The 25,497-nt window shown below is 71.1% G+C and carries 24 protein-coding genes and 1 riboswitch; of the genes, 16 read left to right on the top strand and 8 right to left on the bottom strand.

The window, feature by feature from the left end:
- Positions 1 to 4: 4 nt before the first annotated feature.
- Positions 5 to 568: a glycoside hydrolase family 25 protein gene (locus ACIPM1_RS28315; RefSeq protein ID WP_402439338.1), complete on the bottom strand. Its 564-nt coding sequence runs from the start codon at positions 566 to 568 to the stop codon at positions 5 to 7.
- A gap of 109 nt (positions 569 to 677) precedes the next feature.
- Positions 678 to 1,709 (bottom strand): Ca2+-dependent phosphoinositide-specific phospholipase C, encoded by a 1,032-nt coding sequence (locus ACIPM1_RS28320; protein WP_402439340.1) that lies wholly within the window; start codon positions 1,707 to 1,709, stop codon positions 678 to 680.
- 498 nt (positions 1,710 to 2,207) lie between these two features.
- Between ACIPM1_RS28320 and ACIPM1_RS28325 the strand changes: the two genes are divergently transcribed.
- Together ACIPM1_RS28325 and ACIPM1_RS28330 are read left to right on the top strand one after the other, a co-directional pair.
- Entirely contained in the window at positions 2,208 to 3,686 is a 1,479-nt protein-coding gene (locus tag ACIPM1_RS28325) for a hypothetical protein (protein WP_402439342.1), read from the top strand.
- Positions 3,683 to 3,919, top strand: coding sequence for a hypothetical protein (locus ACIPM1_RS28330; RefSeq protein WP_402439343.1), 237 nt, complete (start codon positions 3,683 to 3,685; stop codon positions 3,917 to 3,919). Before ACIPM1_RS28325 ends, ACIPM1_RS28330 begins: the two co-directional genes overlap by 4 nt.
- Before the next feature lie 26 nt (positions 3,920 to 3,945).
- Here the strand turns inward: ACIPM1_RS28330 and ACIPM1_RS28335 are convergent, their stop codons facing one another.
- The 4 genes from ACIPM1_RS28335 to gcvT form a co-directional block, all read right to left on the bottom strand.
- Positions 3,946 to 5,313 carry an L-serine ammonia-lyase gene (locus tag ACIPM1_RS28335; RefSeq protein WP_402439345.1) on the bottom strand — a complete coding sequence of 456 codons (1,368 nt, stop codon included), beginning with the start codon at positions 5,311 to 5,313 and terminating at the stop codon, positions 3,946 to 3,948.
- 153 nt (positions 5,314 to 5,466) lie between these two features.
- Positions 5,467 to 6,729 carry a serine hydroxymethyltransferase gene (gene glyA / locus ACIPM1_RS28340; RefSeq protein WP_402439347.1) on the bottom strand — a complete coding sequence of 421 codons (1,263 nt, stop codon included), beginning with the start codon at positions 6,727 to 6,729 and terminating at the stop codon, positions 5,467 to 5,469.
- A gap of 14 nt (positions 6,730 to 6,743) precedes the next feature.
- Complete coding sequence (gcvH, locus tag ACIPM1_RS28345) at positions 6,744 to 7,121, bottom strand: glycine cleavage system protein GcvH (protein WP_356187817.1); 378 nt, start codon at positions 7,119 to 7,121, stop codon at positions 6,744 to 6,746.
- Positions 7,122 to 7,309: 188 nt separating this feature from the next.
- The gene (gcvT, locus tag ACIPM1_RS28350) at positions 7,310 to 8,437 is read right to left on the bottom strand and encodes a glycine cleavage system aminomethyltransferase GcvT (protein ID WP_402439349.1); all 1,128 of its coding nucleotides are present in this window, start codon (positions 8,435 to 8,437) and stop codon (positions 7,310 to 7,312) included.
- Between the two features lie 188 nt (positions 8,438 to 8,625).
- Positions 8,626 to 8,721: riboswitch (glycine riboswitch) on the bottom strand.
- Between the two features lie 173 nt (positions 8,722 to 8,894).
- On the opposite strand from gcvT, the gene ACIPM1_RS28355 reads away from it, so the two are divergent.
- The 10 genes from ACIPM1_RS28355 to ACIPM1_RS28400 all read left to right on the top strand — a co-directional run bounded on the left by ACIPM1_RS28355 (position 8,895) and on the right by ACIPM1_RS28400 (position 20,620).
- Positions 8,895 to 9,584: an AAA family ATPase gene (locus ACIPM1_RS28355; protein WP_402439450.1), complete on the top strand. Its 690-nt coding sequence runs from the start codon at positions 8,895 to 8,897 to the stop codon at positions 9,582 to 9,584.
- Positions 9,585 to 9,680: 96 nt separating this feature from the next.
- On the top strand, positions 9,681 to 10,484 hold the full coding sequence (locus ACIPM1_RS28360) for an enhanced serine sensitivity protein SseB (RefSeq protein ID WP_402439351.1): 804 nt from the start codon (positions 9,681 to 9,683) through the stop codon (positions 10,482 to 10,484).
- Positions 10,485 to 10,718: 234 nt separating this feature from the next.
- Positions 10,719 to 11,516, top strand: a complete 798-nt coding sequence (locus ACIPM1_RS28365) for an enhanced serine sensitivity protein SseB C-terminal domain-containing protein (protein WP_356187825.1) — start codon at positions 10,719 to 10,721, stop codon at positions 11,514 to 11,516.
- A 398-nt stretch (positions 11,517 to 11,914) separates the two neighbouring features.
- Positions 11,915 to 12,913, top strand: a complete 999-nt coding sequence (locus tag ACIPM1_RS28370) for an ABC transporter permease (RefSeq protein ID WP_402439353.1) — start codon at positions 11,915 to 11,917, stop codon at positions 12,911 to 12,913.
- 66 nt (positions 12,914 to 12,979) lie between these two features.
- On the top strand, positions 12,980 to 14,692 hold the full coding sequence (locus ACIPM1_RS28375; RefSeq protein WP_402439452.1) for an ABC transporter substrate-binding protein: 1,713 nt from the start codon (positions 12,980 to 12,982) through the stop codon (positions 14,690 to 14,692).
- A gap of 89 nt (positions 14,693 to 14,781) precedes the next feature.
- Positions 14,782 to 15,792: an ABC transporter permease gene (locus tag ACIPM1_RS28380; RefSeq protein WP_356187829.1), complete on the top strand. Its 1,011-nt coding sequence runs from the start codon at positions 14,782 to 14,784 to the stop codon at positions 15,790 to 15,792.
- Positions 15,789 to 16,871: an ABC transporter ATP-binding protein gene (locus ACIPM1_RS28385; RefSeq protein WP_402439355.1), complete on the top strand. Its 1,083-nt coding sequence runs from the start codon at positions 15,789 to 15,791 to the stop codon at positions 16,869 to 16,871. Before ACIPM1_RS28380 ends, ACIPM1_RS28385 begins: the two co-directional genes overlap by 4 nt.
- Positions 16,872 to 16,885: 14 nt before the next feature.
- Complete coding sequence (locus tag ACIPM1_RS28390) at positions 16,886 to 18,430, top strand: ABC transporter ATP-binding protein (protein WP_402439357.1); 1,545 nt, start codon at positions 16,886 to 16,888, stop codon at positions 18,428 to 18,430.
- A 94-nt stretch (positions 18,431 to 18,524) separates the two neighbouring features.
- A complete protein-coding gene (locus ACIPM1_RS28395; RefSeq protein ID WP_356187835.1) occupies positions 18,525 to 19,916 on the top strand; it encodes a M1 family metallopeptidase in 1,392 nt (463 codons plus the stop codon).
- A gap of 47 nt (positions 19,917 to 19,963) precedes the next feature.
- The gene (locus ACIPM1_RS28400) at positions 19,964 to 20,620 is read left to right on the top strand and encodes a trimeric intracellular cation channel family protein (protein ID WP_402439359.1); all 657 of its coding nucleotides are present in this window, start codon (positions 19,964 to 19,966) and stop codon (positions 20,618 to 20,620) included.
- Here the strand turns inward: ACIPM1_RS28400 and ACIPM1_RS28405 are convergent.
- Positions 20,529 to 21,764: an alpha/beta hydrolase gene (locus ACIPM1_RS28405; RefSeq protein WP_402439361.1), complete on the bottom strand. Its 1,236-nt coding sequence runs from the start codon at positions 21,762 to 21,764 to the stop codon at positions 20,529 to 20,531. The genes ACIPM1_RS28400 and ACIPM1_RS28405 overlap by 92 nt on opposite strands.
- A 153-nt stretch (positions 21,765 to 21,917) precedes the next feature.
- Here ACIPM1_RS28405 and ACIPM1_RS28410 point away from each other — a divergent pair, with 153 nt between their 5' ends.
- A complete protein-coding gene (locus ACIPM1_RS28410) occupies positions 21,918 to 22,778 on the top strand; it encodes a thioesterase family protein (protein WP_402439363.1) in 861 nt (286 codons plus the stop codon).
- Between the two features lie 81 nt (positions 22,779 to 22,859).
- On the opposite strand, the gene ACIPM1_RS28415 is transcribed toward ACIPM1_RS28410, so the two are convergent.
- The gene (locus ACIPM1_RS28415) at positions 22,860 to 23,492 is read right to left on the bottom strand and encodes a TetR family transcriptional regulator (protein WP_356187843.1); all 633 of its coding nucleotides are present in this window, start codon (positions 23,490 to 23,492) and stop codon (positions 22,860 to 22,862) included.
- 154 nt (positions 23,493 to 23,646) lie between these two features.
- Here ACIPM1_RS28415 and ACIPM1_RS28420 point away from each other — a divergent pair, with 154 nt between their 5' ends.
- The 3 genes from ACIPM1_RS28420 (at position 23,647) to ACIPM1_RS28430 (ending at position 25,457) form a co-directional block, all read left to right on the top strand.
- Positions 23,647 to 23,814, top strand: a complete 168-nt coding sequence (locus tag ACIPM1_RS28420) for a hypothetical protein (protein ID WP_402439365.1) — start codon at positions 23,647 to 23,649, stop codon at positions 23,812 to 23,814.
- An 85-nt stretch (positions 23,815 to 23,899) separates the two neighbouring features.
- Positions 23,900 to 24,166, top strand: a complete 267-nt coding sequence (locus tag ACIPM1_RS28425; RefSeq protein ID WP_392194459.1) for a DUF4190 domain-containing protein — start codon at positions 23,900 to 23,902, stop codon at positions 24,164 to 24,166.
- A gap of 127 nt (positions 24,167 to 24,293) precedes the next feature.
- Complete coding sequence (locus tag ACIPM1_RS28430; RefSeq protein ID WP_402439368.1) at positions 24,294 to 25,457, top strand: cysteine desulfurase family protein; 1,164 nt, start codon at positions 24,294 to 24,296, stop codon at positions 25,455 to 25,457.
- Positions 25,458 to 25,497 lie beyond the last annotated feature (40 nt).

A 25,497-nucleotide genomic window follows, 5' to 3' on the forward strand; every position in this document is an offset into this window, starting at 1 on the left:
GCGCTCATATCCCCTGGGGCGTCGCCCACTTCCGCAGGTCGGCATGGGTGGTGAAGCGGGCCACATTGGTGTCGTGGGGCTCGTCGGTGTACTGGTGGAAGCGCCATGCGGCCTGGATGCGCGGCTTGCCCGCGGTGACGTAGTCCGCGATCCACAGGCCGTCGCCCGCGTACGAGGTCCGGTCGCGGTTCAGCCAGTAGTCCCGGCTGCAGTAGAGGATCACCCGGTGATGCGGCCGCAGTTGCTTCACCTCGCGGAGGAAGGCGTCCTTCTCGGCGTTGGAGGCGTGGGTGCCGTCGCCGGTGGTCTCCCAGTCGACGGCGAGGATGTCGCCCGCCCTCTCGGGGGCCTTGGCGACGAAGTGCTCCGCCTGGGCGGTGAGGTTGCCCGGCCAGAGGAAGTGGTAGAAGCCGACGGTCAGACCGGCGTCCCTGCCGTGCTTCGTCTGGGCGGCGAGTTTCGGGTTGACGTACGAACGCCCCTCCGTCGCCTTGATGAAGACGAAGGAGAGGCCGTCCGTGCCGTAACTGGAGGACTGGTACGCACTGACGTCGATGCCGCGCAGCATGGGAACTCCCTGAGGTGCCGTGGGGGGAGAGGAGTCGTTGTCTGGGTTCTGCCCCCCACGGGTACGGACGATCCCTGCCGGCGGTTCGAACGTCAGTCCCGCGGCAGTGTCAGCCCCGGGGCACCGTCGATCCCAGCACCGCGGCCGACTTCGCCGACCAGTCCGAGGTGATCACGCTGGCGTGGTGCGCGGCCAGCAGGGACAGGCGCGCGGCCACCTCGGCGTCCGTGGGGTTCGTCGAGGAGATCGCCGGGGACACCCCGGCGGCGTCCGTGGTGATCAGGATGTAGTGGTTCCCGGAGTAGAACGAGGTGTCGTAGCCCTTGTCGACGTAAGCGGCCGCGTCGCCGTCGAAGAAGACGAACCAGGGGCGGATCGAGGCGTCGTAGCGGCCGCTGCGCGGGTCCCCGGCCTCGGCGCCCAGCACGGCCGGGAAGGCCTGTGCCGCCGCCAGGTTCCCGGCCGCGTACAGGTCGCGCAGGTGGTCCCCGTACTCCTCGTCCGTCCAGTAGTGGTCGAAGGGGTTGGCCTGCTCCACCGTGCCGGGGATCAGCTCGAAGAGCACCTTGCCGCGCAGGGCGTCCCGGGCCGGCCACGCGTCGGCCTTCGCGGCCGCGTCCGCCGAGGTGTACGTGCCGCCCAGCAGGTCGGCCGGCCGGTAGACCATGTCGCCGAGCTTCTGCCGCACCAGTGTGTCGAACTCGTCGGGTCCGAGCCCCACGTTGTTGTTGAAGCCGTTCTTCATCTCCACCTTGAAGACGATCGGCCGGTGGTCGGGGTGCAGTCGGTGCCAGGCGGCGATGTCGTCCAGGCAGCCGCCGAGATCCTGGTTGCGGCTCTTGCCGTAGAGCTCGGCCGGGGTCTTCGCGGCCTCGCAGTTGTTGTCGTCGCCGAACGGGTTGCCGTGGCTGACCCGCCAGCGCCTGCTCAGGCTGTCGGTGTAGACGTCGAGTTCGAGCAGCGAGGCGCCGGAGTCCAGCGCCTGTGCGAAGTACGTGTACTTGGCCTTGTCGTACGCGTTGTGCGTACCGATCGCCGTCGTCTCCGAGAACTTCGGCGACGCCGCCCGGGCCTGCGCCGGCACCGCCGCCAGTAACCCGGCGACCCCCACCACGGCCGCCATCCGTCTCACCACGCGCATCAGTCAACTCCCCTATGCCAATGCTAAGTTGGCGGAAGCGTAGAGCCAACCGGTTACCGCGGGGTAGCCCCTGGGGGAACGCCGGCCGCCTCACGCGCGGCTCAGGGCCCACTCAGGGCTCCGCGGCTGCGAGGCGCCGTTCGCCGATGTCGCGCCTTTTCGGTTGCGGCGTCAGCATCTCGGTGCCCAGAATTTCGGTTCCGAGATGTTGAATTCATCGCGGCCCCGAGCCGTACCCCGGTGGACGCCCCCTGAACGCCCGGATAGCCTGAAAACATCGAGTGAAATGCTGCCGCCCAGGCGGCAGGAAATGATTCGGCCGCCGCCGGAGCGCGTTCCTGTGAAGGGCGGAGAATCGTCTTCCCGGAAATCCTCCGCACGGCCGGACCGGTGGTGCGCGGCCGAACCTCCCCGACGTAGCGCGGGGGAATCCGCCGATGACCTCGTGTGCGCCGATCAAGCCCCCTCAGCCTGACACGCAGGAATGAGGTGCCACCCATGAGTGCCGACAAGGCCCTTGTCACGAGCGGCAACGCCCTGGCGGCGAAGTACGGCTCCACGGGAGCCAGGCAGGTGCAGGCCGCCCTGGCCGCCCTGGCCGACGCGGACAGCCGTCGCGGGTTGAACGACAAGATCATCGATCTGAGCGATCCCGAGGAGATGCGTGCGTTCGGCGTGCCTCCCGTCACCGACCCGAAGTCCTGCAAGGTGGCCGTCGACGCGATATTCCGCGTCGCCGAGCCGGCCTTTCTGATGCTGGTCGGTGGACCGGACGTCATTCCGCACCAGCCGCTGGACAATCCGACACCCGACGACGGGGATCCGACCGTACCGAGCGACCTGCCGTACGCCTGCGACGCCCCGTACAGCACGGAGCCCGCGCAGTTCACGGGTCCCACCCGGGTGGTGGGGCGGCTTCCCGACCTCACCGGCGGCAAAGCCCCCGTCTCCTACCTGCTGGACCTGGTGAAGAACGTGATCGGGCTGCGGCCTGCCACCGCCGAGGCGTTTCGCGAGTGCTTCGCCGTGAGTGCGGAGGTGTGGCAGAAGTCGACGGAGGAGAGCCTCGCCCACATCGCCGGTTCCCAGGGCCACCTCCATCTGGTGCCACCGGAGGGACCCGACTGGACGACCGGGCAACTCGCGTCCAGGCGGCACTTCGTCAACTGCCATGGTGCCTCCGACGCGCCGGAGTGGTACGGCCAGCGCAACTCCCAGTACCCGGTGGCGCTGACCGCGTCGGGCATCACCGACCGCATCGGCAGCGGCACCGCCGTGGCGGCGGAGTGCTGCTACGGCGCGCAGCTCTACGACGCCGTCCGGCATCCGACGCCGATCTGCAACACGTACCTGCACAGCAAGGCGTCGACGTTCTTCGGCAGCACCACCATCGCCTACGGGCCGGCCGCCGGGAACGGCCAGGCCGACCTGATCGCGCAGTACCTGCTGATCGACGTGATGAGCGGGGTGAGCGCCGGTCTGGCGGCGCTGAAGGCCCGTCAGGAGTTCGTCCGGCACACCCAGCCGAGCATGTCACCGGCGGACCTGAAGACGCTGGCGCAGTTCATCCTGCTCGGGGACCCGTCCGTCGCGCCGGTGACGGTGCCCGCCCCGGTCGGGGTGGAGCCGGACGCGGCCGACACCGAGCACCGCCGGCACACCCGCCTGGTCGGCGCGACCCTGGAACGCGACATCGCGGTTCCCGTGCCGATCCCCGACTCCGAACGCGGGAGCGAGCTGGAGGAGCGGCTGCGGCGCATCGGTGAGCAGTACGATCTGCACCGGCCCGCCATCAGTTCGTTCGCGGCCGAGTGGAAGGGCGAGCCGGCCCTGCTGCGGACCACCGGCATCCTGCCGCGCTACCACCTGCTCCACGAGAAGCGGGACCCGCAGGCACCGGTGCCGACGGACGTCATCGTGACCGTGCGCGAGGAGGAAGGGCACATCGTGGCCGTGGACGAGGTCGTGGCCCGGTGACCCGGGTGCGGCTGCGGGGGCGGGTCGGTGTCGAGCGCGTCGCCGTCGGGTCGAAGAGCGAGCGCGACGCGCTGGTGCTGCACTGCGACGACCGGACGTTGATCCTGCGCCTCGAAGGCGAGCCGGCGTTCGGCATCGCGGGCGCCGGCCGTCTCACGGGTCGCACCATCGAGGCGCGGGGCGAGGTGGAGGACCAGTACTTCCACGTGAGCGAGTGGACCGTGGTCGACTGAGGCCCCCGGCCCGCCGGGCGGCCGCGTCAGCACTCGATGATGTTCACCGCCAGCCCGCCCCGCGCCGTCTCCTTGTACTTGACGGACATGTCGGCGCCGGTGTCCTTCATGGTCTTGATGACCTTGTCGAGGGAGACCTTGTGGGAGCCGTCGCCGCGCATCGCCATGCGGGCGGCGGTGACGGCCTTGACCGCGGCCATGCCGTTGCGCTCGATGCACGGGATCTGGACCAGGCCGCCGACCGGGTCGCAGGTGAGGCCGAGGTTGTGCTCCATGCCGATCTCGGCGGCGTTCTCGACCTGTTCCGGGGTGCCGCCCATCACCTCGGCCAGCGCGCCCGCCGCCATCGAGCAGGCCGAGCCGACCTCGCCCTGGCAGCCGACCTCGGCGCCGGAGATGGAGGCGTTCTCCTTGAACAGCATCCCGATCGCGCCGGCGGCGAGGAGGAAGCGGACCACGCCCTCCTCGTCCGCGCCGGGGACGAAGTTGATGTAGTAGTGCAGGACCGCGGGGATGATGCCCGCCGCGCCGTTGGTGGGGGCGGTCACGACCCGGCCGCCGGCCGCGTTCTCCTCGTTCACCGCCATCGCGTAGAGCGTGATCCACTCCATCGAGCGGGCCTGCGCGTCGCCCTCGGCGCGCAGCTGGCGTGCGGTGACGGCCGCGCGGCGGCGCACCCGAAGTCCGCCGGGCAGGATGCCCTCGCGGGACATGCCGCGCCCCACGCACTCCCGCATCACCCGCCAGATCTCCAGCAGGCCCGCGCGTATCTCCTCCTCGGTGCGCCAGGCCCGCTCGTTCTCCAGCATCAGCGAGGAGATCGACAGGCCCGTCTCCTTGGTCAGGCGCAGCAGTTCGTCACCCGTGCGGAAGGGGTGCTTCAGGACCGTGTCGTCGAGTTTGATGCGGTCGGCGCCCACCGCGTCCTCGTCCACGACGAAGCCGCCGCCGACCGAGTAGTACGTCTTGGCGAGCAGCTCGTCCCCCGAGGCGCCGTGGGCCCACAGGGTCATGCCGTTGGCGTGGTAGGGGAGGGCCTTGCGCCGGTGCAGCACCATGTCCGCGTCGAAGTCGAACGCGATCTCGTGCTCGCCGAGCAGGCTGATCCGGCCCGAGCTCTTGATGGCCTCCACGCGCTCGTCCGCGCTCTCCACGTCCACCGTGCGCGGGGAGTCCCCCTCGAGCCCGAGCAGCACCGCCTTGGGCGTGCCGTGGCCGTGGCCGGTGGCGCCGAGGGAGCCGTACAGCTCCGCCCGGACCGACGCCGTCTCCTCCAGCAGGCCCTCGTTGCGCAGCCGGCGCGCGAACATGCGCGCCGCGCGCATCGGGCCGACCGTGTGGGAGCTGGACGGGCCGATGCCGATCGAGAACAGGTCGAAGACCGAGATGGCCACGGGGACTCCTCCATACGGGGGTGGTGCGGTGGTGCGGGGCGGGCGCTGGGTGCGAGTGCGGGGTCGTGTTCGGGGCGTGGGTGGGGCCCGCGGGTGGGCGGGCGCCGCGCTCACCTCAGTGTGCGCGGTGCCCGCCCGAAACGCGGGGGACGGCTACTTCCCGAGCCCCGGGTACAGCGGGTGCTTGTCGGCCAGGGCCTTGACCCGTGCCTTGAGCGCCTCGGCGTCGTAGGACGGCTTCAGCGCCTCGGCGATCACGTCCGCGACCTCGGCGAAGTCCTCGGCCGTGAAGCCGCGGGTCGCCAGGGCGGGCGTGCCGATCCGCAGGCCCGAGGTGACCATCGGCGGACGCGGGTCGTTCGGGATCGCGTTGCGGTTGACCGTGATGCCGACCTCGTGCAGCCGGTCCTCGGCCTGCTGTCCGTCCAGCTCCGAGTTCCGCAGGTCGACCAGGACCAGGTGGACGTCCGTGCCGCCGGACAGCACGTCGACGCCGACCGCGCGGACGTCGTCCCGCACCAGGCGCTCGGCCAGGATGCGGGCGCCGTCCAGGGTACGGCGCTGCCGCTCCTTGAAGTCCGCGCTCGCCGCGACCTTGAAGGCCACCGCCTTGGCGGCGATCACGTGCTCCAGCGGCCCGCCCTGCTGACCGGGGAAGACCGCGGAGTTGATCTTCTTGGCCAGCTCGGCCGTGGACAGGATCACACCGCCGCGCGGGCCGCCCAGCGTCTTGTGGGTGGTCGTGGTGACGACATGGGCGTGCGGGACCGGGTTGGGGTGCAGGCCCGCGGCGACCAGGCCGGCGAAGTGCGCCATGTCGACCATGAGGTACGCGCCGACCTCGTCCGCGATCCTGCGGAAGGCGGCGAAGTCGAGCTGCCGCGGGTAGGCCGACCAGCCGGCCACGATCAGCTTCGGCCGGGCCTCCTTCGCCAGCCGCTCCACCTCGGCCATGTCCACCCGGCCGTCCTCGCCCACGTGGTAGGCGACCACGTCGTAGAGCTTGCCGGAGAAGTTGATCTTCATGCCGTGGGTCAGGTGCCCGCCGTGCGCGAGGTTCAGACCCATGATCGTGTCGCCCGGCTTGAGCAGCGCGAACATCGCGGCCGCGTTCGCCTGGGCGCCGGAGTGCGGCTGCACGTTGGCGTGCTCGGCGCCGAAGAGCTCCTTGATCCGGTCGACGGCGATCTGCTCGACCACGTCGACGTGCTCGCAGCCGCCGTAGTAGCGGCGGCCCGGGTAGCCCTCGGCGTACTTGTTGGTGAGGACCGAGCCCTGGGCCTCCATGACCGCGACCGGAGCGAAGTTCTCCGAGGCGATCATCTCCAGCGTGGACTGCTGGCGGAGCAGCTCGGCCTCGACCGCGGCGGCGACGTCGGGGTCGAGCTCGTGCAGGGGCGTGTTCAGGACAGTCATACGGCTACGACTCCTCAGCCGGCGGTGAAGGCGGTGTACTCGTCGGCGGAGAGCAGCTCCTCCGGCTCGCCGGCGACGCGCACCTTGAACAGCCAGCCGCCCTCGAAGGGGGCCGAGTTCACGAGCGAGGGGTCGTCGACGACGTCCTGGTTGACCTCGGTGATCTCGCCGGTGACGGGCGAGTACAGGTCGGAGACCGACTTGGTCGACTCGAGCTCGCCGCAAGTCTCGCCCGCGGACACCGTGTCACCGACCTCGGGGAGCTGGACGAACACGACATCGCCGAGCGCGTTGGCCGCGTGCTCCGTGATGCCGACCGCCGACACGCCGTCCTCGGCGGGCGACAGCCACTCGTGCTCCTTGCTGTAACGCAGCTGCTGGGGGTTGCTCATGACCTGAATTCTCCTGTACGCGGGGGAGTGCTGGTGAAGAGGGAGGCTGCTGGAACCGCCGGTGAGCGGGAAGGGCGTGCCCGGCGTCACGGACGCGCGGACGGGAGCCCGCGGGCGGGCCGCCGCGCGCGGACGGACGCCGGAGGGCGCCGACCGGGCCGTGCGCCCGCCCGGACCGCTCCCAGTCTCTACTTCCGGCGCTTGTAGAAGGGCAGCGCCACGACCTCGTACGGCTCGTGGCTGCCCCGGATGTTCACGCCGACGCCCGCCGTGCCCGGCGCGGCGTGCGCTGCGTCGACGTACGCCATGGCGATGGGCTTGCCCAGCGTGGGAGAGGGGGCGCCGGACGTGACCTCGCCGATCACCTCGCCGCCGGCGACCACGGGGTAGCCCGCGCGCGGGACCCGGCGCCCCTCGGCGACCAGGCCGACGAGGACCCGGGGCGGCTCGGCGGCGGCGCGCTCGGCGGCGGCCGCCAGCGCCTCGCGCCCGACGAAGTCGCCCTCCTTGTCGAACTTCACCACCCGGCCGAGCCCGGCGTCGAAGGGGGTGAGCGAGGTCGACAGCTCGTGGCCGTACAGCGGCATCCCCGCCTCCAGGCGCAGTGTGTCCCGGCAGGACAGCCCGCACGGGACCAGCCCGGCCGGCGCGCCCGCGTCGGTCAGCGCCTGCCACAGCTTCTCGGCGTCGGACGGGGCGACGAACAGCTCGAAGCCGTCCTCGCCGGTGTAGCCGGTGCGGGCGATCAGCGCCGGGACGCCCGCGACCGTGCCGGGCAGGCCCGCGTAGTACTTCAGGCCGTCCAGGTCGGCGTCGGTCAGCGTCTTGAGGATGCCGGGGGACTCGGGGCCCTGGACGGCGATCAGCGCGTAGGCGTCCCGGTCGTCGCGGACCTCGGCGTCGAAGCCGGCCGCCCGCTCGGTCAGCGCGTCGAGCACGACCTGGGCGTTGGAGGCGTTGGCGACGACCATGTACTCGGTCTCGGCCAGGCGGTAGACGATCAGGTCGTCCAGGATGCCGCCGTCGGCCCGGCAGATCATGGTGTAGCGGGCGCGGCCCGTGCCGACGGAGGCGATGTTGCCGACCAGGGCGAAGTTCAGCAGCTCGGCGGCCTGCGGGCCGGTGACCGTGATCTCGCCCATGTGGGACAGGTCGAACAGGCCCGCCCTGGTGCGCACGGCGAGGTGCTCGTCCCGCTCGGAGCCGTAGCGCAGCGGCATGTCCCAGCCGGCGAAGTCGGTCATCGTCGCGCCGAGCGAGCGATGCAGCGCATCGAGCGCGGTACGGCGCTTCTCGGAAGGTTCGGTACTGCTCATCGGTCGGTCTCCCAGGGAGATGGGGTCCCCCCGCGCGAGCAGAGCCGGGCATGGGGGAGGGCGAGGAACGTTCCTCCCCATCTGTCATCGGAACCTGAGAGGTTCGCCATGACCCGCCGGTGGACGGACGGTCACGGCTTGCACCTTGGGTGGAGCCACTGCGGCAGCGGCCCGCTTTTCAGATGTGCCTCGCCCACGCGGTAATGGTGCCTGAGAGATTCAAGGGAGGGACTTGCTCCTTCGGCGCCCCAGCGGCCTGCTGGGAACTCTCCCGCGCGGATTCAAACGGCCGGTATGCAGTTGGCGCGCACATCATTGCACGCCCGGCCCGATCCTGGCAGGCCGCGTCTGTAACCGGTCTGTGGCGGTACGCGTACGAAAACGCGAGACCCCCCGTATTACCGTCTCTTTACACTCGGCGGGGAGGGGGAACTGTGACTGAGCCCAGGGGAGGACGATCACGGTGAAGAGGACGACGGCGCAGGCGACCACCCCGGCCCTCGCGCTGCCCGAGCGGGGCCTGGCCCTGTCCCGGCGGCCCGCGGCCGGCCGGCGGTGCGGCGGGCGCCCCGCGCCCGTGGTCCGCGATCTGCGCGACCGGGCCGGCCGGGGCCCCCGCGCCCTCCTCTTCGGCCCCGGCGACGTGGTCGTGATCACCGGCCTGCCCGGCAGCGGCAAGTCCACGCTGATGCGCCGCGCGGTGCGCGGGGCGCGCGTGGACTCGCAGGACACCCGCGACCGCTGGGACGCCCGGGCGCCCCGCCTCCTGCCGTACGCGCTCTACCGCCCGCTGGTCCGCCTCGCCCACTACGCCGGGCTGCGCCGCGCCCTGCGGGCCGGCGGCGGAGTGGTGGTGCACGACTGCGGGGCCCAGGCCTGGGTGCGCGGCTGGCTGGCCCGCGCCGCCCGGCGCGGCGGCGGCACGATGCACCTGGTCCTGCTCGACGTGACCCCGGACACCGCGCTGGCCGGCCAGCGCGAGCGCGGCCGCGGCGTCTCGCGGTACGCCTTCCTGCGCCACCGCACGGCCGCCGCCCGGCTGCTGCGCGCGGTGGAGCGGGGGGAGCTGCCGGAGGGGTGCGGCTCGGCGACCCTGCTCGACCGGGACGCGGCGGACGCGCTGCGCCGGATCGGCTTCACGGGCTGACCGGCTCCGGTCGGTGGGAGCCCGGCAAGGCGCCCCGGCCCCGGCACCCGCTAGCCTTGCCGGTCAGAGCAGTGGTTCCCAGCAGGCGGTAGGCAGATGGACTTCCCGGCGGACTTCCCCGCGGATCTTCCCGCGGACTATCCGGCACAGGCGCACCCCCACCCGCACGGCGGATGGCCCGGCAACGAGCTGGAGGAGGTGCTGTCGGCCTCCCTCGGCGTCCCCTCCGCCGGCGCACGGATCGTCGAGGTCCTCGGGCGCAGCTTCGTGTGGGTCCCGCTGCCCAACGGCGGCGGCCCGCACAGCGGCCCGCTCGACCTGCCCACGCTGGAGGTCGAGGGCCAGGCCTACGTGCCGGTGTTCAGCTCCGAGGAGCAGCTCCGCCAGGTCGCCGGCTCCCAGATGCCCTACACCGTGGCGCCCGCCGTGGAGTTCGCGCGCGGCCTGCCCCCGCAGGTCGGGCTGGCCCTCAACCCGGACGGCGTGGTCGGCATCCCGCTGCCCCCGCCCGTCGTGGCCGAACTGTGCCGGACGGGCCTGACCCCGCTCGACGGCCCCGCGAGCGGCGGCCGGGTGCGCCTGTACGAACCCGACTGGCAGGACGACCCGGTGGACTTCCTCTCCGCCGCCTCCGCCGAGTTCGCCGGGACGGGCGTGGTGCTCAGCGCCCGCCGCTGCCTCGCCGTCATCGAGACCGCCGACCCGGTCCTGTTCGTCGGCGTCGAGCTCTCCCAGTGGGAGGGCGACCTGCGCATCCGCCCCATGGACGCCCTCGGCCGCGCGCTCGGCCGGGCCCCCGCCCCGTGGCCGGTCAACCTGATCCTCCTGGACGCGGCCCAGGACCCGGTGGGCGAGTGGATGCGCGAGAAGGTGCGGCCCTTCTACCAGCACGGCAACTGAGGGCCTCCCGGACGGGCGTGCGGGATCGCGCGGCGGCCCGCGGACGGCCCGCGGCCGCGCGAGGACGGCAGGCGTCCCGGGCTCCCGGGCGGGCTTAAGCTAGGCCCTGTCGTCAAACTCCCGCCCGCCGTGCGGCGCCAGGACCTGGGGCCTGCCGCGAGGGCAGGCGGGACTTTCACCACAGGCCCGAGGGGCACGGCCGGGTCGAGGGGTTGCACAGAGGGGCGGTTCAAGGTGAGCGCAAGCGGCACGGCCGCGGCCGGGCAGGTCGAGCAGATGCTCCGCCAGGTCACGCCCGGGCGTTACGACGCCTACGAGGCACTCCTGCGTGCCCTCGCCACTCCCTCCTCCGGCCAGGTCTGGATGCTGCTCTGGCACGGCCAGGCCGGCTCGCCCGACGCCCAGTACGGCCACATGGAGGCCGACGGCCACGGCTACGCGCCCTGCGTGACCTCCGCCCAGGAGCTGTCGGCCAGCGGCTGGAACCGGTCGTACGAGGTGGTGGACGGCCTGGACGTCGCCCGCACCCTCTACCCCGACCACTACGGCCTCTGGCTCAACCCGCACGCCCCCGGCGGCGGCGTCGGCATCCCCTGGCTCGACCTGCGGCGCATCGCCGCCGGCCTGGACCGCCAGCCGGCCGGCCCGCTGCGGCTGACGGAACCGGCCATCGAGATCCCCCAGTTCTACGCCCTGCTCACGCAGAACGCGCACCGCACGCCCGCGGTCCGCTCGCTGCGCCGCGCCTGGGTGCAGCCGGCGCTCGGCGCCCCCTACCTCGCCATCGGCCTGGACGTGTACGACACCTCACCGCAGGCCGTGGACTCGGTGCGCGCGATGATGCAGCAGTCCGTCGGCGCGGTCCCCGACGGCCTGCCGGTGTCGACCGTCGCGATGTCCGACGAGTACGACCCGGTCGCGATGTGGCTGCGCGCCCAGGCGCGCCCGTTCTACGACCGCGAGGCCCACGCGGCCCCCGTCCAGGCCCCGGCGGCCGGGTACGGCTACCCGCCGGTTCACGGCGGCTACTGAACCGGCCGCGCACACTTCCACCGCACCGTCGTCACGGTTCGCGCACATCTCCCCGCGTAGACCGCGGACGAACGGCGGCAAAAGGTGCAGTTTTGCCGTTCTGTCCCAACTGCACCGCGTCCGAGGGCCGTTATCTGCCGTTCGGATAACGGAATCCCCAGGACAGCATCACGGTTGCGCATACATTCCCGGTCAGCTCTGGCGAGTGATCGTGAGCCCGTTGAAGACTCGCCTCTCAGACGCGAGGCCATCGATCCTGTGATCGAACCAATCCACGGATCCGCTGGACAGTTGGGCCGCAACCATCGGCGGTCGCCGCGCAGCAGGTAAGCGAACCAAGCCGCCCACAGCGGCGGGCAAAGGCCGGTCACCACCGGCGCGAGAGGGGTCAGGTCACTGTGACCGCACCGATCGAGACCACGGGGGCGGAGGCCGAAGCGCAGCCTGAGGCCGTGCTCGCCGGGGCCAAGAAGAGCCAGATCGAAGGGCGTTCACTCACCCAGATCGCCTGGACGCGGTTCAAGCGGGACAAGGTGGCCGTGGCGGGTGGCGTCGTGGTCATCCTGCTCGTCCTCATGGCGGTGTTCGCCAAGCCGATCGAGTGGGCCTTCGGGCTCGACCCCGACAAGTTCCACCAGGACCTCATCGACCCCGCCCTGCTGGCCCCCAAGGGCGCCTGGGGCGGTATGAGCATGGCCCACCCGCTGGGCATCGAGCCGCAGTACGGCCGTGACATGCTCGCCCGCATCATCGACGGCTCCTGGGTCTCCCTCCTGGTCGCCGGCGGCGCCACCCTCCTCTCGGTGATGATCGGTGTGGTGCTCGGTGTCGTCGCCGGGTACTACGGCGGCTGGGTGGACAGCCTCATCAGCAAGCTGATGGACACCTTCCTGGCCTTCCCGCTGCTGCTGTTCGCCATCGCCATCTCGGCTTCCGTGCAGGACGGCTTCTTCGGCCTCGACGGACTCTCGCTGCGCATCTGCGTGCTGATCTTCGTGATCGGCTTCTTCAGCTGGCCCTACATCGGCCGCATCGTGCGCGCCCAGACGATGAGCCTGCGCAAGCGGGAGTTCGTCGAGGCCGCGCAGAGCCTCGGGGCCCGCGGCCCGTACATCCTGTTCCGAGAACTGCTCCCCAACCTCGTCGCGCCGATCCTCGTCTACTCGACGCTGATCATCCCGACGAACATCCTCTTCGAGGCCGCGCTGAGCTTCCTCGGAGTGGGTATCGCTCCGCCGCAGGCCTCCTGGGGCGGAATGCTCAGCAACGCCGTGGATCTGTACACAGCCGATCCGCAGTTCATGTTCGTGCCCGGTCTGGCGATCTTCATCACCGTCCTGGCATTCAACCTGCTGGGTGACGGGCTGCGTGACGCCCTCGACCCTCGCAGCAAGTGATCCATCGATAGAGGGGGTCTTCCTCACGTGAAGACGAGAAGGGTAACCGCGGCCGTGGCGTCCGTCATGGTGCTCTCCCTGGGTGCCGCTGCGTGCGGCCCCGGGGGCGGCAGTGACAAGGGCGCCGGTGGCGGCGGTAAGAAGGATGCGGCGCTGGACTCCATCGTCAACGCGTCGAGCAAGAAGGGGGGGACGGTCAACCTCGAGGACTCGGACGTGCCGGACTCCCTGGACCCGGGCAACACGTACTACGGCTTCGTGCAGAACTTCTCGCGTCTGTACGCCCGTACGCTCGTCACGTTCAAGCCGGCCGCGGGCAAGGACGGCCTCACGGTCGTCCCGGACCTCGCGACCTCCCTCGGCAAGGCCAGCTCCGACGCGAAGACCTGGACCTACCACCTGCGTTCGGGCCTGAAGTTCGAGGACGGGACCCCGATCACGTCCAAGGACGTGAAGTACGCGATCGAGCGCTCCAACTTCGCGCCCGAGGCCCTGTCCAACGGTCCCACCTACTTCAAGGCGTACCTCGAGGGCGGCGACAAGTACAAGGGCCCCTACAAGGACAAGTCGCCCGAGGGCCTGAAGTCCATCGAGACGCCGGACGACACCACGATCGTCTTCCACCTGGCGAAGCCCTTCGCGGACTTCGACTACCTGGCGACCTTCTCCCAGACGGCCCCCGTGCCGCAGGCGAAGGACGACGGCGCGAAGTACGTCCAGCACATGGTCTCCTCCGGCCCCTACAAGTTCGCCTCGTACGAGGAGGGCGCCAGCGCCAGCCTCGTCCGCAACCCGAACTGGGACCCGAAGACGGACCCGATCCGCAAGGCTCTGCCGGACAAGATCAACGTCAAGTTCAAGGTCAACCCGGTCTCGATCGACAACAACCTGCTTGCCGACAAGACCACGGCCGACATCACCGGTGCCGGTGTCCAGGCGCAGACCCAGCCGCGCGTCCTGAGCGGCAAGTACGCCAAGCAGACGGACAACTCGTACGCGGGTGCCACCGGCTACATGGCGCTGAACCTGCACGTGAAGCCGTTCGACAACGTCCACTGCCGCAAGGCCGTCCAGTGGGCCGTCGACAAGCAGTCGGTCATCGACGCCGCGGGCGGCTCGCCCAAGGGCGACGTGGCCACCACGCTGCTGCCGCCGTCGGTCAACGGCTACACCAAGTTCGACAGCTACGCGACCCCGGGCAGCAAGGGCGACGTGGCCAAGGCCAAGGACGAGCTGAAGCAGTGCGGTAAGCCCAACGGCTTCGCCACCACGCTGACGGCCCGCTCCGACCGCCCCGTCGAGGTGGCGATGGCCACGGCCATCCAGAACTCGCTGAAGGCCGCCGGCATCACGGTCGACATCAAGCAGTTCCCCTCCGGCAAGTACTTCGCCAACTTCGCCGGTGTCCCGAGCTACGTCCACCAGCACAAGCTCGGCATGATGATGATGGCGTGGGGCGCCGACTGGCCGACCGGCTACGGCTTCCTGGACCAGATCATCGACGGTTCGGCCATCAAGCCCTCGGGCGGCAACAACCTGATGGAGCTGAACGACCCGAAGATCAACAAGGCTCTGTCCGACGCCATCGCCAACACCGACTCCGCGGCCCGCACCAAGGCCTGGGGCGACATCGACAAGATGGTCATGGACAACGGCTCGGTCGTCCCGCTGATCTACCGCAAGAACCTGCTGATCAGGCCTACGTCCGCGACCAACGTCACGGTCACGCAGGCGTACCTCGGCATGTACGACTACACGCTGCTGGGCTCCTCGAAGTAACCAGCAGGCCGGATTCCTGAAAGGCAGGTGAAGGCACCGGGTGGCCGGGACGGACACACTCCGTCCCGGCCACCCGGAGCCGCACAGCTGTGGCTGCGTACATCATCCGACGCGTCTTCGGCGCCGTGGTACTGCTGCTGGTGGTCAGCGCAGTCACCTTCGCAATCTTCTTCCTGGTCCCCCGCCTGGGCGGCCAGACAGCCACTCAGCTGGCCACCCAGTACGTCGGCAAGGACGCCAACCCCGAGTCCATCGCCGCGATCAAGAAGAACCTGGGTTTCGACCAGCCCATCTACATCCAGTACTGGGACTACATCAAGGGCCTGTTCGTCGGCGCCGACTTCAAGTTCGGTCCTGATGCCTCCCACTGCGACGCCCCGTGCTTCGGCTACTCCTTCAAGAGTCACGTCGAGGTGTGGCCGCAGCTCCTGAAGCGCATCCCCGTCTCCTTCTCGCTGGCCGTCGGCGCGGCGGTGATCTGGCTGATCTTCGGTGTGACCACCGGTGTCGTCTCGGCGCTGCGCAAGGGCAAGCCCGTCGACCGCATCTCGATGTTCATCGCGCTCGCCGGCGTCTCCCTCCCGATCTTCTTCACCGGTCAGGTCATCAACGCGCTGTTCGTCTACCAGTGGCCCATCTGGGACAGCACGGACTACGTGCCGTTCACCGAGAACCCGGCCGACTGGGCCTGGCACATGCTGCTGCCCTGGATCAGCCTCGCGTTCCTCTTCTCCGCCACGTACGCCCGGCTCACCCGCGCGGGCATGCTGGAGACGATGAGCGAGGACTACATCAGGACCGCCAGGGCCAAGGGCCTGCGGGAGAGCACGGTCGTGACGAAGCACGGTCTGCGGTCCACGCTGACCCCGATCGTCACCATCTTCGGCATGGACTTCGGCACCCTCGTCGGTACCGCGGTGCTCACCGAGACCGTCTTCTCCCTGCAGGGCATCGGTGCGTACTCGATCCAGGCCATCAAGGACAACGACCTGCCCATCGTGATGGCCGTGACCCTGGTCGCCGCGTTCTTCATCGTCTTCTGCAATCTCCTCGTCGACCTGGTGTACGCAGCCATCGACCCCCGCGTGAGGTACTCGTGAGCAAGCTCGACAAGGCGGCGCTGGGCGAACCGGCCCCCGTCGCCCCCTCCGATGCCGACGACGCGTTCCTCTCCGTTCGCGATCTGCGCATCCACTTCGACACCGACGACGGTCTGGTCAAGTCCGTGGACGGCGTCAGCTTCGACGTGCGCCGGGGCAGGACCCTGGGCATCGTGGGCGAGTCCGGTTCGGGCAAGTCCGTCACCTCGCTGGGCCTGATGGGCCTGCACCGCTCGGCCAACGCCAAGGTGTCCGGCGAGGTCTGGCTGGACGGGCAGGAGCTGATCGGCGCCGACCCCGACGCGGTGCGCCGGCTGCGGGGCCGGAAGATGGCGATGATCTTCCAGGACCCGCTGTCCGCCATGCACCCGTACTACACCGTCGGGGCGCAGATCGTGGAGGCCTACCGGGTCCACCACAAGGTCACCAAGAAGGTCGCCCGGCAGCGCGCGATCGAGATGCTGGACCGGGTGGGCATCCCGGAGCCGGGCAAGCGGGTGGACAGCTACCCGCACGAGTTCTCCGGCGGTATGCGCCAGCGCGCGATGATCGCGATGGCGCTGGTGAACAACCCCGAACTGCTGATCGCCGACGAGCCGACCACCGCCCTGGACGTCACCGTGCAGGCGCAGATCCTCGACCTGATCCGGGATCTGCAGAAGGAGTTCGGCTCCGCGGTCATCATGATCACGCACGACCTCGGTGTGGTCGCCGAGATCGCCGACGACCTGCTGGTCATGTACGGCGGCCGCTGCGTGGAGCGCGGATCGGCCGACGAGGTGTTCTCCGCGCCGCGTCACCCCTACACCTGGGGTCTGCTGGGCTCGATGCCGCGGCTCGACCGTGAGCAGACCGACCGGCTCATCCCGATCAAGGGCTCCCCGCCCTCCCTGATCAACGTCCCGTCCGGCTGCGCCTTCAACCCGCGCTGCCCGTACGCCGACCTCCCGAAGGACAACGTCACCCGCACGGTCCGCCCCGAGCTGACCGAGGTCGGCCGCGGGCACTGGGCGGCCTGCCACATGACGCAGGAGCAGCGGGAGCGTATCTGGACCGAAGAGATTGCGCCGAAGCTGTGAGCGAGGAAAAGGCAGTGAGCATCCCTGCGCAGAGTGACGGTGCCACCCTCGACGGCAAGGCCCCGTCGGACGAGGTCCTGCTGAAGGTGACCGGGCTGCAGAAGCACTTCCCTATCCGGAAGGGTCTGCTGCAGCGCCAGGTCGGCGCGGTCCGGGCCGTCGACGGCATCGACTTCGAGGTCCGCAAGGGCGAGACCCTGGGCGTCGTGGGCGAGTCGGGCTGCGGCAAGTCGACGATGGGCCGCCTGATCACCCGGCTGCTCGAACCGACGGCGGGCAAGGTCGAGTTCGAGGGCAACGACATCACGCACCTCGGCGTCGGCGGGCTGCGCCCGATGCGCCGCGACGTGCAGATGATCTTCCAGGACCCGTACTCGTCGCTGAACCCCCGCCACACCATCGGAACCATCGTCGGGGCCCCCTTCAAGCTCCAGGGCGTCCAGCCCGAGGGCGGCGTCAAGAAGGAGGTCCAGCGCCTGCTGTCGGTGGTCGGGCTCAACCCCGAGCACTACAACCGCTACCCGCACGAGTTCTCCGGCGGTCAGCGCCAGCGCATCGGCATCGCCCGCGCGCTCGCGCTCAACCCCAAGCTCGTGGTCGCCGACGAGCCGGTGTCCGCGCTGGACGTGTCGATCCAGGCGCAGGTGGTGAACCTCCTCGACGACCTCCAGGAGGAGCTCGGCCTGACGTACGTGATCATCGCGCACGACCTCTCGGTCGTCCGGCACGTCTCGGACCGGATCGCGGTGATGTACCTCGGCAAGATCGTCGAGCTGGCGGACCGCGACTCGCTGTACAGGGCGCCGATGCACCCGTACACCAAGGCGCTGATGTCGGCGGTGCCGATCCCGGACCCGAAGCGCAAGAACGCCAAGAGCGAGCGCATCCTGCTCAAGGGCGACGTCCCCTCGCCGATCGCGCCGCCGAGCGGCTGCCGCTTCCACACCCGGTGCTGGAAGGCCACGGAGATCTGCCGGACGACCGAGCCGCCGCTCAAGGAGCTGAAGCCCGGTCAGCAGGTGGCCTGCCACCACCCGGAGAACTTCGAGGACCAGGCCCCGCAGGAGACGGTGCTGCTGTCGGCCGCGAAGGAGGCGGCGGAGCTGGTCTCCGACGAGGTCCTGGCGGAGTCGGCCGCGACCTCGGCGGCGGTGGCCGCGGAGGTGGAGTCCGCGGAGGCCGGGTCCCCGGCTGCCGTGGAGCCCGCGACCGAGCCGGCGGAGGCCGCTGGGGTGACCGAGTCGGCGGAGGCCGCTGGGGTGACCGAGCCGGCGGAGGCCGCTGGGGTGACCGAGTCGGCGGAGGCCGCTGGGGTGACCGAGTCGGCGGAGGCCGCTGGGGCGACCGAGCCGGCCGTGGAGCCCGCCGCCGAGTCCGAGTCGGCTTCGGAGTCGGCCGAGGAGCCCGCCGCGGCCGAGTCCGCCGAGTCGGCCGAGGACGCTGCGGAGGCCCCCGCCCCGGAGACGCCCGAGGCGACCGGGACGCCGGGGACCGCGGAGACGCCGGTTGCCCCGGAAGCTCCGAAGAGCACCGACCGTCAGGAGTCAACTGACAAGTAAGGCATGACGAGTTGGCAAAGTCATGCACATGACCGAACGGGAGAGCGCAGAGTCGAGCGTGTCCGTCTGATGGGCACATCCGAAGGGACGACTCATGGCACTCTCCCGTTCGGCACGCTTAACGGCCCTCGCCACCGCGGTGGCCTCCTCCCTCCTCGTCGCCGCCGCCGAGCCCCCCACCCCCGGCGCCGACGGCATCGGCGACTCCTACTTCCCGCGCCTGGGCAACGGCGGCTACGACGCCCGCCACTACGCCCTGGACCTCGCCTACGACCCGGGCACCGGCCGCCTCGACGGCCGTACGACCCTCACCGCCCGGGCCACCCGGAACCTGTCCTCCTTCGACCTGGACCTGCAGCGGCTGGAGGTCACCCGGGTCGAGGTGAACGGCAGACGGGCCTCCTTCACCCGCGACGGCGACGAACTGCGCGTCACCCCGCGCCGCGCCCTGGCGAGGAACCGGACCTTCACGGTCACCGTCACCTACGGCGGCATCCCCGAGCCCCTGAACGGCCCCATCGTCTTCGGCTCCGACTACGGCTGGATGAAGACCGACGACGGCGTCTTCGTCGCCTGCGAGCCCAACGCCGCCTCCACTTGGTTCCCCTCCAGCGACCACCCCGCCGACAAGGCCGCCTACGACATCCGGATCAAGGCGCCCCGGGGTCTGACCGGCGTCTCCAACGGCCGGCTCGTCTCGACGTACGACAAGGGCGGCTCGACGTACACCCACTGGCGCGAGAGCAGGCCCATGGCGACCTATCTCGCGACCGCCACCATCGGGAAGTTCGACGTACGGACCGGGAGGACCCCCTCCGGCATCCCGATCTACGTCGCCATCGACCCGAAGCTGGAGAACGGCAACGCCGTCGACGTGTACGCCGTCACCGCCGCCGCCACCGACTACTGGTCGCGGGTGTTCGGGCCGTACCCGTTCGAGGAGACCGGCGCGATCGTCGACGACATGCCGGAGGCCGGATTCTCGCTGGAGGTGCAGAGCAAGCCCGCCTACTCGGCCGTGCGCAACGAGTCGACCATCGTGCACGAGCTGGCCCACCAGTGGTTCGGCGACTCGGTGTCGGTGGAGCGCTGGAAGGACATCTGGCTCAACGAGGGCTTCGCCACCTATGCCCAGTGGCTGTGGGCCGAGCACCGGGGCACCCGCTCGGCGCACGACTCCTTCCGCGCCGCCTACGACTCCCGCCCGGCCGACAGCCCCTTCTGGCAGATCGAGGTGGCCGACCCGCAGCGGGACACGATGTTCGCCTCGGCCGTCTACCAGCGCGGCGCGATGACCCTGCAGATGCTGCGCGAGCGGATCGGCGACCCGGCCTTCTTCCGGCTGCTGCCCGCCTGGACGAAACTGCACCGCTACGGCAACGCGAACACGGCCGACTTCATCCGGCTCGCCGAGCGCGTCTCCGGGCGGCAGCTCGACGATCTGTTCCAGAAGTGGCTCTTCACCACAGGGAAACCCGCCCTCTGAACCTTGCATAGCAAGGTCTGCCCCCGATTCTGAGTAAGAATGTGGGGGTGCTACAGCAACTGTTCAGTCCCTCCGTCCAGCACACGCTCGACGTGATCGGCATCTTCGTGTTCGCCATCTCCGGCGCGCTGCTGGCCGTCCGCAAGAACTTCGACGTCTTCGGCATCGCCGTGCTCGCCGAGGTCACCGCGCTGGGCGGAGGGCTGTTCCGCGACCTGGTCATCGGCGCCGTGCCGCCGGCCGCCTTCACCGACCTCGGGTACTTCATCACCCCGCTGTTCGCCGCGCTGCTGGTGTTCTTCCTGCATCCGCACGTGGAGCGCATCCAGGTGGCGGTCAACGTCTTCGACGCGGCCGGCCTCGGGCTGTTCTGTGTCGCCGGCACCACCAAGGCGTACGCCTACGGCCTGAACCTCACCGCCTCGGCGACCCTGGGCCTGGCCACCGCGGTGGGCGGCGGTGTGCTGCGGGACGTGCTCGCCAACGAGGTGCCGTCGCTGCTGCGCTGGGACCGCGACCTGTACGCGGTCCCGGCGATCGTCGGCGCCACCATGGTGGTGCTCTGCATCCACTACGACACGCTCAGCCCGTTCACCAGCGGGCTCGCGGTGGTCACCGCCTTCGTCCTGCGCCTGCTCGCGATGAAGTTCCACTGGCGAGCTCCGCGGGCGTGGAACCGCCGGTCGACGGTCCGGGAGGAATGACCGTCCCGGGGTGCCCGCCGGGCCGGGGCGCGAGCTCCGCGGTCAGCCACCGGAACACCGTCGGCACCTGCGGGCGCCACAGCGCCATGCTGTGGCCGCCCGCGCTGCGCGGCAGGAAGACCACGCGCACGGTCGTCGGCGGCTTGGCGATCTGCTCCAGGGCCACGCCCGCCTGGTACCCGTCGCCGGACTCGCCCGAGAGGTAGAGGGCGACGCGCGGCGGCCTGCGGTAGCCGCGCAGCAGGAAGTACGGGTTGTTCGCCCGCCGCAGCTGCACGTTCTGGGCGGCCAGCGAGGCGCGTTCGCCGATCGGGTCGTTGTAGCCGGACAGGCTCACCGCGGCCCGGTAGCGGTCGGGGTGTGCGACGGCGAGCTTGACCGCGCAGTGCGCCCCGGCCGAGTAGCCCGCGGTCGCCCAGCCGCCCGGCCCGGGCTCGGCACGGAAGTTGTCCGTGATCATCTTCGGTACGTCGATGCTCAGCCAGCTGTCCGCGTTCACGGTGCCCGGGATGTTGGCGCAGCCCGTGTCCACCTTGGCGATCAGGTTGGTGCGCGGGGCCACCAGGATGAACGGCGCGACCCGCCCGCTGCGCATCAGCGGCAGCAGCTGCTCGTGCACCTTGAGGGAGCCGAACCAGGCCTTCGCCGAGCCCGGGTAGCCGGACAGCAGTTCGACCACGGGGAACTTCCTGGTGCGGTACGCGGGGTCGTCGTACTGCGGCGGAAGCCAGACGTAGACCTCGGCGCCCACCCCGGACACCCGGCCCTTGAGCTGGGTGACCCGGACCCCGCCGGCCGCGCGCATCCCCGGACCCTCGGCGGGGACGAACTCCTGCCGCACCTTCGGCAGCTTCCGGTAGGCGATGCCGCCCGTGCCGTCGGCGCCCAGGTCGGCGGCCTGCTGCACGTGGTTGCCCGTGCCGAGCAGGTCGGCCCAGTTGTCGTACAGGTTGTTGGCGTTGTTGACCAGGACGAAGACCAGGGTGACGGCCGTGGCCTGGGCGAACAGCAGCATCAGCACCCGGGCGGCGGCGCGCAGCGCCCGCGGTCCCGGCAGCCGCGACCACAGGGCGAGCGGCAGGAGGAGGGCGACGGCCGCCAGCACGACGGTGGTGTACAGGAACGCGGTCCCGGTGAGGCTCATGTCCCCATAGAGGGTGTGCGGGGGGCTCGGGTTACGGGCGTGTACGGACACTTACCGAGAAATTGCCGGACCCTCACCCGGGAGCCGGCGCCGTCCGGGGGATCGGGAGCGGAAAAGCTACCGCTTAGTAGTTACCTGTTGTACGGTTCACGCATGCCAGAAGCAGCTTCCGTCCCGGCCGCGCGGGCCACGATCGGCGACAGCGAGTTCGACCGCGACACCGCGCTCGTCCGGCGCGCCCCCGGCGTCTACGACATCGACCTCTCCGCCGGCTGGACGATCATCAACGCCGTCAACGGCGGCTATCTGCTGGCCGTGCTCGGCCGGGCGCTCGCGGACGCCCTCCCGCACCCGGACCCCTTCACCGTCTCGGCGCACTACCTGACCGCGTCCCAGCCGGGGCCGGCCGTCGTCCGCACCGACGTCGTCCGCACCGGCCGCACCCTCTCCACCGGCCAGGCCTCCCTCTTCCAGTACGACGAGGACGGGCGCGAGGTGGAGCGCATCCGCGTCCTGGCTTCCTACGGCGACCTGGACACGCTGCCCGAGGACGTCCGCACCACGGCGGCCCCGCCCGCGATGCCGCCGATGGAGCAGTGCTTCGGGCCCGAGGACGGTCCCGCCCCGGTGTCCGGCAGTTCGGCCATCGCCGACCGCCTCATGCTCAAGCTGGATCCGGCCACCCTCGGCTGGGCGCTCGGCGCGCCCTCCGGCAAGGGCGAGATGCGGGCGTGGTTCGGGCTCGCCGACGGACGGGACGCCGATCCGCTCTCCCTGCTGCTGGCGGTGGATGCGCTGCCCCCGACCGCGTTCGAGATCGGCCTGACCGGCTGGGTCCCGACGGTCGAGCTGACCGTGCACGTCCGCTGCCGCCCGGCGCCGGGTCCCCTGCGCGTCTCCATCACCACCAGCAACCTCGCCGGCGGCTTCCTGGAGGAGGACGCCGAGGTCTGGGACAGCGCCGGCCGCCTGGTCGCCCAGTCCCGCCAGCTCGCCCGCGTCCGGCTGGGCTGAGCGGTCCCGGCTGCGGTCCGGGCGGTCAGGGGCCTCGCCCCGGCCCCCGGCCCGCCCCCCCGCCGCCCGCCCGGGGCGGCGTCACTCCCGGTCGAGCCAGTGACGGCGCCCGACGCTGATCAGCCGCAACTGGCGGGTGGCGAGCCGGGTCACGTGCTCCCGGTCCTCCGCCGGGGAGTCCAGCGCCTCCAGGAAGAGCGAGGCGGTGATCAGCATCTGGTCGACGTACAGATGGGCGAGCATCAACAGGTCGTCGTCGCTCCACCCCTCCGACTGCGGGTCCTTGGCGAGTTCCGCCTTCACCTCCCGCGCGAACCGCAGCAGTTGCTCGCGGATGGCCTCCCGGACCGGCTGCACCCCGCCGTGCCGCTCGCGGGCGACGAACCGGACATGGGCGGGGAACGCGTCCACGTGACGGGCGATCAGCTCGATGGCGCGCGTGATGCGTTCCTCGCTGTCGTCGGCCGTGGCCACCGTCGTCCGGATCATCGGGTGCAGGCTGCCCAGCGCCTCTTCGACCAGCGCCACGCCGAGGTCCTCCGTGGAGCGGAAGTGCCGGTAGAAGGCCGTCGGCGCGACGCCGACGGCGCGCGTGACCTCGCGCAGGCCCAGGCTGCTCAGGCTCTGCTCCTCCAGCAGCCCCAACGCCGCGTCCAGGAGGGCCTGTCGGGTCTTCTGCTTCTGGGCCTGCCGGACGCCGAGAGTGTGACTCATACCATACAGTTAACAACTGTTCTCTGAAATTTCAAAGCCCCGGGCGCGCTAGACTCAGAAGTCAGTGAACAACTGTAACTACATCCGTTCACCGAGACTTCGCGGGCGGCCGTACGAAGGCCCCCCGAAGCATGTTGGAGGGGGATCCGATCCCATGCTGTTCCTCGTCGCCGCACTGCTGCTGTTCGGCGTCGTGCTGGGCACCGTCGCCCACGCGCCGCTCGACTTCACCGTCGTCGCCGCCGTCGTGATCGCCGTCTGGCTCGGCGTCTTCGCGCTCCGCGAGCGCCTCGGCCGCCGCCGCGGCACGTCGGCCCGCTGACCCGCGACCGGACGCCGCCCCGTCCGGGCGGCGGCCCGGCCCGAGCGACCTCAACGTCCCAACGCCCACAGGGAGCTGACCCGTCATGCACCTCACCGCACCGGCCACCCGCCCGACCGGCAGGCGCGACGCCGACGGCATGGCCGTCGCGTCCTTCGTCCTCGGCCTGCTCGGCCTGCTCGTCCTCAACCTCTTCCTCGGCCCCATCGCCATCGCCCTGGCCGCCGTGGCCCTGTGGCGCGGCACGGCCCGCCGCGGCCGCGCCTGCCTCGGCCTCGGCCTGGGCGTCGCCGACCTCCTCGTGCTGCTCGCCTTCGTGCAGGCGGACAGCACGGTGTCGTGGAGCTTCTGAGCCGAATCCCGCCGCCCCCGGCGACCCGCGGCCCCGCCCCCGAGGGCGACGGGGACGGGCCCGACCGAGGCGCCGGCCGGCCTTGAGCCGGGGCCGCCCGAACGCGCCCCGTAGAATCGGCGTCACCATGGCATACCTCGACCACGCCGCGACCACCCCCATGCTCCCGGAGGCGGCAGAGGCACTGACCGCCGCGCTGGGCGTCACCGGCAACGCCTCCTCCCTCCACGCGTCCGGCCGCAGGGCCCGCCGCACGGTCGAGGAGTCCCGCGAGGCCCTCGCCGAGGCCCTCGGCGCCCGCCCCAGCGAGGTCGTCTTCACCTCCGGCGGCACCGAGGCCGACAACCTCGCCGTCAAGGGGCTGTACTGGTCCCGCCGCGCCGCCGACCCGCGCCGCACCCGCGTCCTGGCCAGCCCCGTCGAGCACCACGCGGTGCTCGACGCCGTGCACTGGCTCGGCGAGCACGAGGGCGCCACCGTCGAGTACCTCCCGGTCGACTCCTACGGCCGCGTCCACCCCGACGCCCTGCGCGAGGCGATCGCGCGTGACCCCGGCGACGTCGCCCTCGCCACCGTCATGTGGGCGAACAACGAGATCGGCACGGTGCTGCCGATGCGCGAACTGGCCGATGCGGCGGCGGAGTTCGACGTCCCCCTGCACTCCGACGCGGTCCAGGCCTTCGGCCAGGTGCCGGTCGGCTTCGCCGCCTCGGGCCTCGCCGCGATGACCGTCTCCGGCCACAAGGTCGGCGGTCCGTACGGCATCGGAGCCCTGCTCCTCGGCCGCGAGCACACGCCGGTACCCGTGCTGCACGGTGGCGGGCAGGAGCGGCACGTCCGCTCCGGCACCCTCGACGTCCCCGCGATCGCCTCCTTCGCGGTGGCCGGCCGGCTCGCCGCCGAGCGGCGCGAGTGGTTCGCCCGGGAGATCGGCGCGCTGCGGGACGCCCTGATCACCGCGGTCCGCACGGCGGTGCCGGACGCGATCCTGGGCGGGGACCCGGTGGACCGCCTGCCGGCCAACGCCCACTTCACCTTCCCCGGCTGCGAGGGCGACTCCCTGCTGCTCCTGCTGGACGCCCAGGGCATCGAGTGCTCCACCGGCTCCGCCTGCACCGCGGGCGTCGCCCAGCCCAGTCACGTGCTGCTCGCCACCGGCACCGACCCGGACCTCGCCCGCGGCACCCTGCGCTTCTCGCTCGGCCACACCTCCACGCAGGCGGACGTCGAAGCGGTCGCCAAGGCCATCGGCCCGGCGGTGGAGCGGGCCCGCGCGGCGGGCCTGAGCTAGGCGCCTGAGCTGGGCGGGGGTCCGGGGGCGCCTCTGTGAG

Source organism: Streptomyces sp. NPDC086766, assembly GCF_044746005.1.
Classification (GTDB): Bacteria; Actinomycetota; Actinomycetes; order Streptomycetales; family Streptomycetaceae; genus Streptomyces.

Excerpts from the sequence above, each read along its gene's own strand:
- ACIPM1_RS28320 (WP_402439340.1), bottom strand. The coding sequence starts at position 1,709 with ATGCGCGTGGTGAGACGGATGGCGGCCGTGGTGGGGGTCGCCGGGTTA.
- glyA (WP_402439347.1), bottom strand. The coding sequence starts at position 6,729 with ATGACTGTCCTGAACACGCCCCTGCACGAGCTCGACCCCGACGTCGCC.
- gcvT (WP_402439349.1), bottom strand. The coding sequence starts at position 8,437 with ATGAGCAGTACCGAACCTTCCGAGAAGCGCCGTACCGCGCTCGATGCG.
- ACIPM1_RS28325 (WP_402439342.1), top strand. The coding sequence starts at position 2,208 with ATGAGTGCCGACAAGGCCCTTGTCACGAGCGGCAACGCCCTGGCGGCG.
- ACIPM1_RS28395 (WP_356187835.1), top strand. The coding sequence starts at position 18,525 with ATGGCACTCTCCCGTTCGGCACGCTTAACGGCCCTCGCCACCGCGGTG.
- ACIPM1_RS28415 (WP_356187843.1), bottom strand. The coding sequence starts at position 23,492 with ATGAGTCACACTCTCGGCGTCCGGCAGGCCCAGAAGCAGAAGACCCGA.
- ACIPM1_RS28375 (WP_402439452.1), top strand. The coding sequence starts at position 12,980 with ATGGTGCTCTCCCTGGGTGCCGCTGCGTGCGGCCCCGGGGGCGGCAGT.
- ACIPM1_RS28360 (WP_402439351.1), top strand. The coding sequence starts at position 9,681 with ATGGACTTCCCGGCGGACTTCCCCGCGGATCTTCCCGCGGACTATCCG.
- gcvH (WP_356187817.1), bottom strand. The coding sequence starts at position 7,121 with ATGAGCAACCCCCAGCAGCTGCGTTACAGCAAGGAGCACGAGTGGCTG.
- ACIPM1_RS28430 (WP_402439368.1), top strand. The coding sequence starts at position 24,294 with ATGGCATACCTCGACCACGCCGCGACCACCCCCATGCTCCCGGAGGCG.
- ACIPM1_RS28410 (WP_402439363.1), top strand. The coding sequence starts at position 21,918 with ATGCCAGAAGCAGCTTCCGTCCCGGCCGCGCGGGCCACGATCGGCGAC.
- ACIPM1_RS28425 (WP_392194459.1), top strand. The coding sequence starts at position 23,900 with ATGCACCTCACCGCACCGGCCACCCGCCCGACCGGCAGGCGCGACGCC.
- ACIPM1_RS28315 (WP_402439338.1), bottom strand. The coding sequence starts at position 568 with ATGCTGCGCGGCATCGACGTCAGTGCGTACCAGTCCTCCAGTTACGGC.
- ACIPM1_RS28420 (WP_402439365.1), top strand. The coding sequence starts at position 23,647 with ATGCTGTTCCTCGTCGCCGCACTGCTGCTGTTCGGCGTCGTGCTGGGC.
- ACIPM1_RS28405 (WP_402439361.1), bottom strand. The coding sequence starts at position 21,764 with ATGAGCCTCACCGGGACCGCGTTCCTGTACACCACCGTCGTGCTGGCG.